Source organism: Herbaspirillum sp. GCM10030257 (assembly GCF_042666555.1).
Lineage (GTDB): Bacteria > Pseudomonadota > Gammaproteobacteria > Burkholderiales > Burkholderiaceae_D > Noviherbaspirillum.
On the sequence record NZ_JBHTDH010000029.1, the window covers coordinates 20,078 to 33,290 of the forward strand.

General features: G+C 55.9%; 9 protein-coding genes. 5 read left to right on the forward strand and 4 right to left on the reverse strand.

Annotated elements, in window-relative coordinates:
• Positions 1-415: 415 nt before the first annotated feature.
• Both ACFQUU_RS24940 and ACFQUU_RS24945 read left to right on the forward strand, forming a co-directional pair.
• Positions 416-781 (forward strand): response regulator, encoded by a 366-nt coding sequence (locus ACFQUU_RS24940; protein ID WP_382250828.1) that lies wholly within the window; start codon positions 416-418, stop codon positions 779-781.
• 35 nt (positions 782-816) lie between these two features.
• Positions 817-1,389: a histidine phosphatase family protein gene (locus tag ACFQUU_RS24945; RefSeq protein ID WP_382250829.1), complete on the forward strand. Its 573-nt coding sequence runs from the start codon at positions 817-819 to the stop codon at positions 1,387-1,389.
• An 83-nt stretch (positions 1,390-1,472) separates the two neighbouring features.
• On the opposite strand, the gene selD is transcribed toward ACFQUU_RS24945, so the two are convergent.
• Positions 1,473-2,588: a selenide, water dikinase SelD gene (gene selD / locus ACFQUU_RS24950; protein ID WP_382250830.1), complete on the reverse strand. Its 1,116-nt coding sequence runs from the start codon at positions 2,586-2,588 to the stop codon at positions 1,473-1,475.
• 167 nt (positions 2,589-2,755) lie between these two features.
• Here selD and mnmH point away from each other — a divergent pair, with 167 nt between their 5' ends.
• Positions 2,756-3,793: a tRNA 2-selenouridine(34) synthase MnmH gene (mnmH, locus tag ACFQUU_RS24955; RefSeq protein WP_382250831.1), complete on the forward strand. Its 1,038-nt coding sequence runs from the start codon at positions 2,756-2,758 to the stop codon at positions 3,791-3,793.
• A gap of 106 nt (positions 3,794-3,899) precedes the next feature.
• Here the strand turns inward: mnmH and ACFQUU_RS24960 are convergent, their stop codons facing one another.
• Positions 3,900-5,819: an AAA family ATPase gene (locus ACFQUU_RS24960; RefSeq protein ID WP_382250832.1), complete on the reverse strand. Its 1,920-nt coding sequence runs from the start codon at positions 5,817-5,819 to the stop codon at positions 3,900-3,902.
• Between the two features lie 319 nt (positions 5,820-6,138).
• Here ACFQUU_RS24960 and ACFQUU_RS24965 point away from each other — a divergent pair, with 319 nt between their 5' ends.
• Together ACFQUU_RS24965 and ACFQUU_RS24970 are read left to right on the forward strand one after the other, a co-directional pair.
• Positions 6,139-6,321, forward strand: coding sequence for a hypothetical protein (locus ACFQUU_RS24965; RefSeq protein WP_382250833.1), 183 nt, complete (start codon positions 6,139-6,141; stop codon positions 6,319-6,321).
• A gap of 241 nt (positions 6,322-6,562) precedes the next feature.
• Entirely contained in the window at positions 6,563-9,037 is a 2,475-nt protein-coding gene (locus ACFQUU_RS24970) for an EAL domain-containing protein (RefSeq protein ID WP_382250834.1), read from the forward strand.
• On the opposite strand, the gene mdoH is transcribed toward ACFQUU_RS24970, so the two are convergent.
• Positions 8,950-11,598, reverse strand: coding sequence for a glucans biosynthesis glucosyltransferase MdoH (gene mdoH / locus ACFQUU_RS24975; RefSeq protein ID WP_382250835.1), 2,649 nt, complete (start codon positions 11,596-11,598; stop codon positions 8,950-8,952). The two genes, ACFQUU_RS24970 and mdoH, sit on opposite strands and share 88 nt — an antisense overlap.
• Positions 11,571-13,085 carry a glucan biosynthesis protein G gene (locus ACFQUU_RS24980; protein WP_382250836.1) on the reverse strand — a complete coding sequence of 505 codons (1,515 nt, stop codon included), beginning with the start codon at positions 13,083-13,085 and terminating at the stop codon, positions 11,571-11,573. The genes mdoH and ACFQUU_RS24980 overlap by 28 nt, the downstream gene beginning before the upstream one ends.
• Positions 13,086-13,213 lie beyond the last annotated feature (128 nt).

Sequence of the window (13,213 nt, forward strand, 5' to 3'; positions counted from 1 at the left end):
AGTGAGCGCGACGGCCTATTATGTGACCAGTCTTTAATAAGGAATATCGATACAAAACAAGGCCTTAAGAATCATTGATGCATATGGTCAAAGGGCAGATCCGGTAAGGAACGAAGCGACGACCAAATCGTCCTTACCTTAGGTAAATAATTGTTGGAGCCCAGTCTTTTTGGGATGAATATAACGGACGGTACAGCACGGTTCTTTGCGTAACCGCCGTGCCTTTGTTTAAGAGCAACATAAGAACTGCAAATAGCCGACTATAATGCAAGCTCCAACGCAGCTGGAACGGCTTTACCCATGTGTTGGCCGAACCTTGCCTGCAAGGCGGTAGCGCGATGCGCTAACTTATCAGACGAGTTGCATGATCTTGTCTTCCTAACGCAATATATTTTTCGACTTTCCACTCTATCCGATGCGTGTATTGGTAATCGAAGACAATCAGGACCTGGCAAAACTGTTTTGTGACCTTCTTGAAGTCATGGGTTGCGTCACTAGCGTTGCTTTCAATGCGCGTACCGCACTTGAGCTGGCACGCGCCACCATGCCGGATCTGATTTTTTGCGACCTGCGTTTGCCGGGTGAAAAAAGCGGATTTGATGTCGCTTCCTCACTTCGCGCCGATGCTGCGTTCGAGCATATTCCCTTGATTGCAGTCACGGGCTTCGATGACGCCATCGAACATCAGCGCGCGCGCGATGCCGGTTTCGACCGGGTGTTTGAAAAGCCGGTAAAGTTTGCACAAATTCAGGAAGTGCTCAATACCTATCGCAAAAGCTAGCGATGCGACGCAACCAGCCATGCCGAGCCTTGCTGATGTCGTTGGTGACATGGGTAGCGTCCGGCTTGATGGCGGGAAGCGCGAACGCTGATGAAGCCGCATGGCGCGCCCTGCAAAGCGGACGCGCCATTGTCCTGTTGCGTCACGCGGTGACGGAAGCCGGCATCGGTGATCCTCCTGGGTTTACGATCGGAAAATGTGAAACACAGCGCAATCTGTCTGAACAGGGACGGCGTGACGCCATACGTATCGGCGAGGCGTTTAAAGCTCGAAGGATCCCAGTTTCCGATGTCTTGAGCAGCCGCTGGTGCCGTTGCGTCGATACCGCGACCCTTGCATTTGGACGGGCAACGCCGATGCCGATGCTGGACTCCATGTTCAATGAAGAAAGCAAGGCACGTGTTCGCAAGGTAAAACTGGTGAAGGACGCCATCATGCAACGTCAGCGTGCAGGGCAAACTTCAGGCAACCTGATGCTGGTCACCCATCAGCAGAATATCCTCGCCATCGCCGATGTGTCACCCGCCTCCGGGGAAATGATTGTGACCGAGGCAGACGGCGAAGGAAATCTGCATGTTGTTGGACGCATCGGACCCGGTGAATATTGATGACTGTGCTACCGCTGGATAGAGCGCAGCGGTATTACCTGCAAAGCACGAGCAAAAGACCGGCAAAAGCGAACAGGTTCCGGTCAGGCAAGCACACATACCCGCGCCGGCCCATCGACAATCTCGCCGACCACCTTTGCATCCTCAAAACCTTCCGCACGGAACAGTGCCAATACCTCCTCGACGGATTCTGCGGTGCAGGATACGAGCAGCCCTCCCGATGTCTGAGGATCGGTTAACAGCGCTTGCTGTACCGGCGTTACTGCTTCCGCCAGGACGACATCATGGCCGTAGCCCGCCCAGTTTCGCCCCGATGCACCTGTGATATAGCCTTTCGCAGCCAATTCTTCCACGTTGGGCAGCAATGGAACGTCGGGCATATTGATACGAACCTCGACGCCCGCACCGCGCGCCAATTCCAGTGCATGGCCGAGCAGGCCAAAGCCGGTGACATCTGTCAGGGCGTGGACGCCGCTCAGGCCTGATAGCGACTTGCCGGGTTTGTTGAGCTTGGTGGTATTGGCGATCATGGCACGGTATCCGGCATCATCCAGCGCTTCTTTCTTCAGGGCCGCGGAGAGTACGCCGACGCCAAGCGGCTTGCCCAGCACTAGTTTGTCGCCCGCTTTCGCATCGGCGTTTCGCTTGATCCTGGACGGATGCACCAGGCCCATGACGACGAGGCCGTAGATAGGCTCTACCGAATCGATCGTATGTCCGCCAGCGATCGGAATGCCGGCTTCAGCGCAAATCGATTCGCCGCCCTGGATGATGCGGCCGATAACGTCGACCGGCAATTGGTTAATCGGCATCGCGACCAGCGCCAGCGCCATGATTGGGGTCCCACCCATCGCATAGACGTCGGAAATGGCATTGGTCGCTGCAATACGCCCAAAGTCGTAAGGGTCGTCCACGATTGGCATGAAGAAATCGGTCGTCGCAATCAGTGCCTGTTCGTCGTTCAGCTTGTAGACCGCCGCGTCGTCCGCGGTTTCGATGCCGACCATCAGTTCCTTCGGAACCGGGAAACCTGTTGATTTCTTGAGAATGTCTGCGAGTACGCCGGGCGCGATCTTGCAGCCGCAGCCGCCGCCATGCGAAAACGATGTCAGCCTGATGTTGAGGTCGGCGGAGGTCGCAGGAGCGTTAGAGGCTGTAGAGGTCGCAGAGGCGGGGGCAGGAACAGTGGAAGAAGTCATCTTAGTATGGGCAGGTCCGAAAGCGGTGGAGGGAAACCAATGGAAACCCGTAGTAACCAATGGAGTCAATACTGCCAGGCCGTCATTGACCGGGCGAAGTCGAAGATTATCGCCCAACTGGCCGGCGCTTGCTGACTTCCCGCCCAAAGGCCTTACAATGGCGGGCTATGTACGATTTCAATTCTTATGACCTGATCATCGACGCGCGCAGTCCGCGTGAATTCGCCGAGGATCATATTCCCGGCGCGGTCAACCTGCCGGTCGTCGACAATGCCGAGTTTGCAGAAGTCGGGACTCTGCATCGCACCAACCCTCTTGCCGCCTACCAGCTCGGTGCACGGTATTCCCTGCTCAATATTTCGCGCCATATCGAAACGCATATTTCGCATGTCGAGGCAAAGAGCCGCATTCTCGTCTACTGCTTCCGCGGCGGTAAGCGCAGCAAGGTCTGGCAGGACGTGCTGGAAACCATTGGCTACCGTGTCGAGCGGGTCAAGGGTGGCTGGAAAGCGTATCGTCGCTGGGTCAATGAACAACTGTTAACTGCTCCGGCAAACTTTCGCTACATTGTGGTCTCCGGTCCAACCGGTTGTGGCAAGACCCGGCTGTTGTCGGCTTTGCATGAATGCGGTGCGCAAGTGCTTGATCTGGAAGGGATCGCGTCGCATCGAGGCTCCATCATCGGAGCAGTGCCCGGCAAGCCGCAGCCAACCCAGAAGCTGTTCGATAGCTGCCTGCTAGAGCGCCTGTCGCAATTTGATCCGTCACGCCCGGTATGGGTGGAATCAGAGAGCAAGAAAATAGGGCAGGTTCAGTTGCCCGAGGCGCTGCTCGTCAAGATGCGGGAAGGCCAGGTGCTTGCGGTCGATGCACCGATGGCGCAGCGCGTGCAATTGCTGCGGGAGGATTACCAGCATTTTGAAGAAGACCCGCAAGTCCTGATCGATCGCCTGCGGAATCTTCGGCCGCTGATCGGTGGTGAAGAATTCGAAAAATGGGAAGCACTGGCTGCCGCCCGGCAAGTTCCTGAGTTGTTCGAGCGCCTGATGCGCTATCACTACGATCCTACTTATCGACGTTCCATATTGCGTAATTACCCGGGAATCGATTCGTCGCCGCAGATTCCGCTGCAGGATTTGTCACCCGCAGGCTTATTGTCTGTCGCCAGAGAATTGCGGGAGCGCTTCGACCGGAATGTCGATTGAAGCGATAGAACATAAGGCGCGCTCCTAATCAGGTATCGCACCCGCAGGAAAGCAAAAAGCCCCGTCTGTCAGGACGGGGCTTTTTTACGTTACTGTACTAACCGGTTCAGGCAGCCTTGCGCGGTGTTTCAGTCAGTTCGGCCAGCAGCGCAAACACTTCATCTTTTGACAAGACATAGCGTTCCAGCAGAGTGCCGGTGAGGGCGCTGATCAGCTCCTTGTAGTCCTGCATTGCTTCGAGCGTACGGGTATACAATTCATCTGCCTTGGCTTCCACCTGCTTCAGTGCGTCCTCCGGCGAGCCCTCACGCTTCAGCTGGCTGTAGTCCAGCTTCGAGCGGGAATACATGGACAGGCGATTCACCATCAGGTCGAGCATCCCGGTGACCTTCTGGATATCATTCTGGCTGCCGGTCGAAATCCCGCGTGCGCCGTAGAACAACTCTTCCGCGGCAACGCCGCCATAAAGCTGGATCACATCCTGTTCCATTTCTTCGAGCGTGCGCAGGGATACGTCGCTGGCCGATGACAGCACATAGCCAAGGGCGCCGATCTTCGATACGGATTCGGTGCTGATCTTCAGCAAATGCGATTTTGCCTTGATGTCATCCCATGCCAGACCCTGACGGACGTAGGGATCAATCTGCATGAAGAAGTGGCCGAGTTCATGCAATGCAACGCGCTCGCGTTCCTTATCCTTTTCGGCCGTGGTCGCACGATCGGTCAGGCCAATGGAGGCGCGTTCGAAAGCGCGGAACAGCACATCGGTCGTGATCAGTGTCTTTTCCTGAATCGCGATCATGCTGGCACGATCGACAACGGTTTCTAACAATGCTGGACTGAGATTGGCGGTAATTTCGGCGACGTAGTCGAGATTCAGATTGCTCCAGTCTACGCATTCCACTTCCTTGCGGGACAGGAATACGTTCAGCAACTCACGGCGTTCCGACTTGTTCGGCAGACGGAAATTGATTTTCACGGCGAAACGACGCAGCATCGCTTCGTCCATCTCGGAGTTAGCATCGTCGAAGTTTGAGGCAACGACCCAGATCACACCCGCGCCTTCATCGCTCTTGATGCCGTCCAGCAAGCCAAGCAGGGTATTGGCAGTGTCATCATCCCAGCGCTTGTCACCGCGTCCACGCGGCATGAACAGGCTTTGCGCCTCGTCGAGGAAGATAATGCAGCGGCCTTGGGCAGCAGCCTTTTTGTAGATGGCGTTCAATGCCTTCGAGCCACCACCCACGAAGCCGGATTCAAGTCCTGAACCAGAAGCCTGGATCAGCGGAATGTCGAGTTTTTTCGCAAGATAGCCGGCCAACTTGGTTTTACCAGTACCCGCGGGTCCGGTCAGCATGACATTAAAGGGCTTATCGATGTTATGTGAGCGATACAACTCGCGATTGACGATCATTTCTTCCAGGTGAGCTACTTCCTGCTTGATATCTTCCATACCAACCAGATCGTCCATGCTGCCTTTCAGGTTTTCCGGTTTGACCACGGAAGCGCTATTGCCCATCATGCCCGGGATGCCCTTGCGCATACCGATGAAAAGAAAGGCAAGCAGAGCAATACCGATGGCATTGCGCGCAAGAAAACCGCCGGCTTCTGCCATCGCACTGCGTTGAGCTTCGGCGTCCTGCAACACGGCACTGTTGGCATTGAGAAAGTCATCCTTCGCGATCGCATAAGGAATGGCATTCTTGAGCAGAACTTCGCGTTCCAGGTTGGCATGTGAAGTGCTTGGCACTTTTACCACGTGAATCTCGTCCGCGTCCTTGTACTTAAAGACGTAGCGCGGAAAGTCGGAAAGGGGCAGAGCTACGAGCAGGTATTCAAGTCGATGCTTGTTGTTCGCCAGCTTGGTGATTTCGGAAATGTCCTGCGACTGCACGACTGGATTGGAGTGGGTTGTCAGCGGTTTGTATACCACGGCGGCCACAGTAAGGAAGGCGAGCAAAACGGACACCGCGGCGACGACGTATCCATTTTTGAACGACTCGTAAAGTTTGGAAATGCTTGGCATGCGTAATCCTATAGACGGTCATTATTGCGGTCTGGAGACAGTCTGGGGGTGCTGTTGGCCGCAACGTTTCTGGTAAGCAGTGATAGGACAGAGCAAGCGCATTTTGGTTGCCCCGAACAAAAATTAATTCACGCCTTTTTTTCTATTATGCTCATAGGAGAAGATGACATTGCAAGCCTTTTAACAGATATTTAAAAAGAAGTTGTCGAGGTGAATTACACACGGCAATAGATTGACCATTCGCAATTGGACAATGCACTGCGGTGCTTTAATGAAGTATCAACACCGGATGATCGTAAGGGTCCAGACGGAGGTCTAAATGGTTTCAGCAATCATCATGTTATTGGCGCTGTTGACTGCAGGTCTGGTCATCGGGGTTTTTGCGATGGCACTCATCGAACTGAATCAGATTGATGAAATTGCATCGGGAAAGTTTGGCTACTGCGCGGGTAGTGACACTTTGCCGTTACAGACTGGGCCGACTGCTCCATCCCAGGTTTGAACCAGAATAGCTGGCACACGACTGCGTGAAGGAAGCGAAGGAGCTCCTGTGTTGCCATACTCACTGTATTGAAAGTGAGACATGTATAACGTCTCCGCGCGAATTGCTTTATTGGAATTTCTACAACATTCCACAAGGAAAACGGTCCGCAGTGGTAACATTGCCGTCCATGCGGAAACGTTTCGTCCTTACCTCTAAAATCCCGGTCGCTCATGCTGACCGTGCAGGAAATCCCGACATCATGCGGCGCCTTGCGGATCACGCGCGCGTCGTTGTCTGGGAAGCGAAACCTGATGGGACCTGTGTCTACATTGGCTCTACGGTAACAGGACGTACACAGCACAATCCTGACTTATCGGAGTGGTACGCCTGTGTTCATTCAGAGGACAGTGCAAGGGTTGCCACCTTTATTGATGACGCCAGGGAACACGGTCGCGAATACCAGCTTGAGTATCGCATCGTACGTTCGGACGGGAGCATCCGGTGGATCGCCGAAACCGCGGCGCCCAAGCTGGCTCCCAATGGCACGGTCGATCTGTTTGTCGGCACATTTGCCGATGTGACCGACAGTCATGAGACACGGACCAAACTAATACGCAGTGAAACGGAACACAGGCTGCTGACGGAAAATGCCTGTGACATGATTTCGCATTGCGACGCGAATAATGTTTATGTGTACGTTTCTCCTTCACACAAGGACACGCTCGGCTATGAGGCACATGAGCTGATTGGCACGCCGTTGTATGACTACATTCATCCCGACGATCTCAAGGCTGACGCGAGCGTCGTCCGGCCTCCCGGTACAAAGCGACGTGGGCTGGTAAATATCCGGTTTCGGCATAAGGACGGATCATGGGTCTGGCTAGGCGCGACGACGCGTACGCTGCGCGACCCGAACACCGGGGCCAAGCTGGGCATGGTGTCGGTGGCACGCGAAATCACGATGCAGATAGAGGCAGATCGCGAACTTGCACGACGCGAGGAAAGATTCCGCAGCCTGATTTCCCTTTCGTCCGACTGGTACTGGGAAACGGATGCGGACCTGCGCTTCACCTTCTTTTCGGAAGGCATCTACAGCAAATTGCGGGTCCAACCGGAACGGCTCCTTGGTTCCCGCTTCGAAGACCATGCACAGGACAAGCATGCGCAAGGATTAATGGTCTGCCTTGAAAGCATCCGTGCGCGGCGTCCTTTCCATGACGTGATCTTCCCGGCGGCCTCCAGTGACGACCCGGAAGTAGTGCGATTCCTGCGCATCTCCGGCGAGCCATTCAGCGAGAACGGCGAGTTCCGCGGCTACCGCGGCGTCAGTCGCGACGTCACGCGTGAAGTCCGTACCGCCAAGGCATTGGAGCGCCTCGCCACACGTGACATTCTGACCGAGTTACCTAACCGCGCCTTGCTGCAGACACGCTTGCGTCAGCGACTCGAGAAGCGTGAAAACAATATTTCCCATGCAGTGTTCTTTATCGATCTCGACGATTTCAAGGAGGTCAACGATTCCTTTGGCCACGCTGCGGGTGACGTCCTTCTCAAGGAAATCGCATTACGCCTGAGCCAATGCGTTCGTCCGGACGATACCGTGGCGCGGTTGGGTGGAGACGAGTTTGTCGTCGTGGCCGAGTGCCTTAATGGCAATGCGTCCGCGATCAGCCTTGCAGAAAAGCTGTGCAAGATGCTCGACCATCCGATCATCATCGAAGGCCACGAAATCAAGACCAGCGCATCGATCGGCATCAGCATGTATCCAGCTGATGGCGACAGTAGCGAGTCGTTGCTGCAAAGCGCGGATACCGCCTTATATCGGGCCAAGGCGCTGGGCGGAAATACGTTCTGCTTCTTCACGCCCGAAATGGGAGAAGCGTCACGCTCGCGCATGGTGATGCAGGCAGCGCTGCGCCATGCGATTGCGCGCAACGAACTACAGGTATATTACCAGCCGCGTGTACAGCTAAAGTCTTTCACGGTCACCGGGGTCGAAGCTTTGCTGCGCTGGATGCATCCTGAACTGGGCACCGTCTCGCCGAGTGAATTCATTCCGCTGGCTGAAGAAATCGGACTGATCGATGAAATCGGTGATTGGGTTTTGCAGCAAGCGACACTTCAGGCCCAGCAATGGAGTCTGCGCTTCGGCAAACCGCTGAAGGTCTCGGTGAACCTGTCGGCACGACAGATCCGCACCAAGAAATTGCTGACTTCGGTAGAGAAGGCTTTGCAGGACAGCGGCCTGCCGGCGCATCAGCTGGAACTGGAACTGACCGAATCAGCCTTGATGGAAGATGCAGACGTGGCGGCAGACCTGCTGACTGAACTCAAGGCGTTGGGCTTGCGACTGTCTGTCGACGATTTCGGCACCGGCTATTCTTCACTGGCCTATCTCTGTCGTTTTCCGCTAGACAGCCTGAAGCTCGATCGTTCCTTTCTGATGCAAGTCCAGGCGCATGACACCAGTCGCTGGAAACTGGCGGAAGCTGTCATCAAACTTGCACATACACTGGATTTGTCGGTCGTCGCCGAAGGCGTGGAAAGCGAAGAACATCTCGCCTTCCTGCGTACCACGTCCTGTGACGAAATTCAGGGTACCTGCATCAGCGAACCGCTAGGTCAGGTGAAAGCTGAAGCCTTGCTTCAAGCCGTGTTCGCCAACGGTACGCTGTTGGCACCAGCGGCACCTGTAACTTCCGCATTCCCCGCTGCACCCGACTCGGCACCGTAAATTCTTTCTCGCCAGGCCGGATGGGCGAGGGCGGAAGTCCAGACACTGAAATGCAGGCGCGATAGTGCGATCGGATCGTCGAGCAGGAGTCGACGCTGCGCTGCGCCCAACGCAGCAGGGCCGTCCTGCAGCGCTGCGTCGGCCAGCGTTGATCGATCGGCCTGCACTTGCGCGGGAAGATGCGGGTGGGGACGTGAGCCTCGGCACACCACGGCATTTAACAGAGGGTCCACAACCGCATCCACGAAGTCGGGTTTTTCGGCGGCGTTCTTCGCGTAAGCAAAGGTTTCGGTGAGCTCCACCGGCGGCGCGGTTTCCTCGGGAATCAGGAACAGCCCGGCGTTGCGAAAGCGGCGACCCAACGATACCCGGCTTGAGAATACCGACATCGGAATGGAGACGGCAAGCGCACCGGCAATCGGCAACAACCACCAGACAAACGACGGATTGAGGAAATACACACCAATTCCCCATGCCAGGCCGATCAGGCTGTGCAAGCCATGCTTGCGGAAAGCTTCTCCCCAAGTGGTTTCGGAGTCTTCCCTGGGCGGCGATTTCCAGCGCATTTCCCACCCTAGGAATGCTGCAACGACAAAGGCGGTATGGAACAGCATGCGAACCGGTGCCAGAAGTACTGAAAACACCAGTTCGATCAACATGCTGACGGTCACGCGGAATACGCCGCCAAACAGCTTTGCGCCGCGCAATATAATCAGCAGCACGCTGAGAATTTTCGGCAGGAATAATAAGGTCGCCGTCGCGCTGAACAGGGCCAGAGCCTCTTCGGGATGCCATTGCGGCCATATTGGAAACAGTTGTCTCGGTTTGATGAAGTACTGCGGTTCGACCAGTGTGTGTAACGCCAGCATGCCGGTCGACAACATCAGGAACAGGAACCACAAGGGCGCGGACAAGTACGCCATGACGCCCGTCACAAAGACTGCCCGGTGCACCCGGTGCATGCCACGAGCGGTAAACAACCTGAAGTTCATCAGGTTGCCATGACACCAGCGGCGGTCGCGCTTGAGCTCATCGAGAAGATTGGGCGGCATCTCTTCGTAACTACCTTCGAGATCGTAGGCAATCCAGACGCCCCAGCCGGCGCGTCGCATCAATGCTGCCTCAACAAAATCATGTGACAGGATTTCACCGGCAAGCGAACCGCGTCCGGGCAACGGCGCGAGTGCACAATGCCGGATGAAAGGAGCAACCCGGATGATGGCGTTATGGCCCCAGTAATGGGATTCGCCCAGTTGCCAGTAATGCAGGCCGGCAGTAAACAACGGGCCATAAACGCGAGTCGAAAATTGCTGGATGCGGGCATACAGGGTGTCGCGGCCGGCGGCTGTCGGCGCGGTCTGGATGATACCCGCACTGGGATTGGCTTCCATCATTCTGACCAAATTGGTCAGGCACTGTCCACTCATCACGCTGTCGGCGTCGAGGACCAGCATGTAGCGATAATTTGCGCCCCAACGTCTGCAGAAATCGTCGATATTGCCGCTCTTGCGCTTGACGCGACGGCGGCGACGTCGATAGAAAATACGACCGAATCCGTCAACAGCGCGGCATAGTTCCTTCCACGCATTGAGTTCGGCAACGCAAGTGTCGGGATCGCTGCTGTCGCTGAGAATAAAGAAGTCAAAACGATCCAGATCGCCGGTTCTCGCAACGGATTCATACGTCGCTCGCAATCCTGCAATCACGCGTGACACTTCCTCGTTGGCGATGGGCATCACGATGGCGGTGCGCGCGTCACATGGAATCGGGACATTGTCCATGCCGCGACGGGAAATGACGAAGCGGTCCGTGCCGCGCAGCATGACCATGAAGCCCGTCATGGCGGTCCAGAACCCGGCAGAGACCCAGCAAAACAAGATGGCGAACAGGATCAGGGTAGCGATTTCGAGCTTAGTAGTTCCCTGGTAAGGAAGGACCTTGGTCATAAACCAAGTCGCCACAGCGGTCTGACTCAGCATCAATACCAGCAACACGAGGCGTCGTATATTGCCCTGGTGCTGCCACTTACCGCGCGGATCCGGCGCATCGATGACGTCTTCCCCCGGAGTCGACGGTGTAGCGGCAGGCCAGGCTTTTCGCCCGGTTTCATCAGCGCGTCGCTCGACCCAGTGCCGGCGCCGGCGAACGAGCGCGATCGCCCATCGCTTGAGTGGATTAAGTGGCGTCCACGGATGCGGCACCATCGACGTGCGCTTCAGCGGTGGTGCAAGTGGTCCTGATGGTATGACGGACACGTCATGCTGCCCGGCTGGAGAGGCAGCATCAGTTGCTCCGGGCAAATCTGTGCCGGGCGCAGACGCCAGTGCGGCACGCACAGGCACTGAACCGAGGGCCGGATTGTCGGGAGTCAGCTCAGAGCCGGCAAGGGCAGCATGCAACGCGGAAAATGCCTCTGCCTCATTGGCAGCGCCGGCGGCGTCGATGGCATCGGAAGCATTCTTGCGCACAGCGGGAAGTGCCCGCAGACGATCAAGATAGCGCTCGCACAGAGGCGAGCTGCTATAGACACGTTTTAATCGGGCGGAAGAATGTAGCTCCACGTCTCTGACAAGGTTGTGTTGTTGTTTCGAAGGAAACCGCGCAATTCCACGGGTTTCTTATCGTCGTTGCGCTTGAAGCGGATGGCGGTTCGCCAGCCCCCGGTCATGTCATTGAAATACGTATTTGTTTCAAGCACCTTGGCGTTACCGTCGACCGTGATCGACGCTTCCGGCTTGGCGCCGTTCTCCAGCTTTTTCAGTGCCGGACCCTCAAAATCAATGAACAAAGCAATGCTGTCGTCCGGCTTTCTCAGATAGCCGTGGCCGCGCCGTGTCTGCGTCACCCAGGAAAGTGGCGGGCGCTTGTCGGTATCCTTCTGCCAATACATCCGGTACTCAAGATCAAGTGCCGCACCCGGCTTGGGCGGCACGTCTGGCACCCAATACGCGACGACATTGTCATTGGTTTCGTCTGGCGTCGGAATCTGGACCAGTTCAACACGTCCCGGTCCCCAGTTGCCACGCGGCTCTATCCATGCACTGGGACGACGTTGATAATGTGCTTCGAGGTCTTCGTAGCTGGAAAATTCCCGATCTCGTTGCATTAATCCAAAGCCTTGAGGATTATTAACCGCAAACGACGTAATCAGCAGCCGTTTCGGGTTAACCAAGGGGCGCCAGATCCATTCACCGGTACCCGATTGCACAGAGAGCCCGTCGGAGTCGTGTACTTCCGGACGGTAGTCATCTACATTGGGGCGGTGGTTCTCGCCAAAGAAAAACATGCTGGTGAGTGGCGCGATGCCCAGTTTGGAAACGTTTTCACGCAGAAACAGTTCTGCTTTCACGTCGACCACGGTATCCGTACCGGGCCTGATGACGAACTGATATGCACCTGTGACGCGCCGAGAATCCAGAAGCGCATAAATCGTGAGCTGTTTCGCCTTCGGATCCGGGCGCTCGACCCAGAATTCAACGAACTGTGGAAACTCTTCTCCGGACGTCAGGGCAGTATCGATTGCCAGTCCCCGTGCCGACAAGCCGTATAGCTGGCCCTTGCCAATCGCCCGGAAATAGCTGGCACCCAGAAAAACCAGCACTTCGTCCTTGTATTTATTGGTATTGATTGGATAGTGCACCCGAAAACCGGCAAAACCGAGGTTGACCAACTCCTTGGGATTGAGATCGTTTGCGCCGTAATTGAAGAGCTTGGGGTCAAAGCGTATTTCGTGCACCGTCTTGTTGCTGATTTCGTTGATCCGGACGGGGCTTTCAAAAAACAAACCCTGATGGAAGAACGCGAGTTCGAACGGCAGCTTGGCATTGCGCCAGTGCGATTTTTCGGGATTGAAGCGGATATCGCGATACTGATCGTAAGTCAGGGTCTCCAGACTTCTGGGCAGGTTCTTGGCCGGCTTGACGTAGGAAGCCGCAGCCAGGGTTTTCGCCTTGGCGGCAACCTCTGCAAAACCGAAGGCCAGCGCGCCTTGCGTCGGCAGTGCAAAAACGGCAATTGCCGCCGTGGCGGCAAGAAGCCGGCGTGGCATAGCAAGAGTGCGGAGCAGATTCAAAAGCATTGGGTTTGTGTTTTACCGAGTACCGTAACGGCCACCATGTTGCCATCTCTACACATGAGGCTTTTGACAACGGGCAATGGGTGTCGATCTTCTTGACA

Coding starts and splice junctions, on each gene's coding strand:
- ACFQUU_RS24970 (WP_382250834.1), top strand. CDS start 6,563: ATGCGGCGCCTTGCGGATCACGCGCGCGTCGTTGTCTGGGAAGCGAAA.
- ACFQUU_RS24960 (WP_382250832.1), bottom strand. CDS start 5,819: ATGCCAAGCATTTCCAAACTTTACGAGTCGTTCAAAAATGGATACGTC.
- ACFQUU_RS24945 (WP_382250829.1), top strand. CDS start 817: ATGTCGTTGGTGACATGGGTAGCGTCCGGCTTGATGGCGGGAAGCGCG.
- ACFQUU_RS24965 (WP_382250833.1), top strand. CDS start 6,139: ATGGTTTCAGCAATCATCATGTTATTGGCGCTGTTGACTGCAGGTCTG.
- ACFQUU_RS24980 (WP_382250836.1), bottom strand. CDS start 13,085: ATGCCACGCCGGCTTCTTGCCGCCACGGCGGCAATTGCCGTTTTTGCA.
- ACFQUU_RS24940 (WP_382250828.1), top strand. CDS start 416: ATGCGTGTATTGGTAATCGAAGACAATCAGGACCTGGCAAAACTGTTT.
- selD (WP_382250830.1), bottom strand. CDS start 2,588: ATGACTTCTTCCACTGTTCCTGCCCCCGCCTCTGCGACCTCTACAGCC.
- mnmH (WP_382250831.1), top strand. CDS start 2,756: ATGTACGATTTCAATTCTTATGACCTGATCATCGACGCGCGCAGTCCG.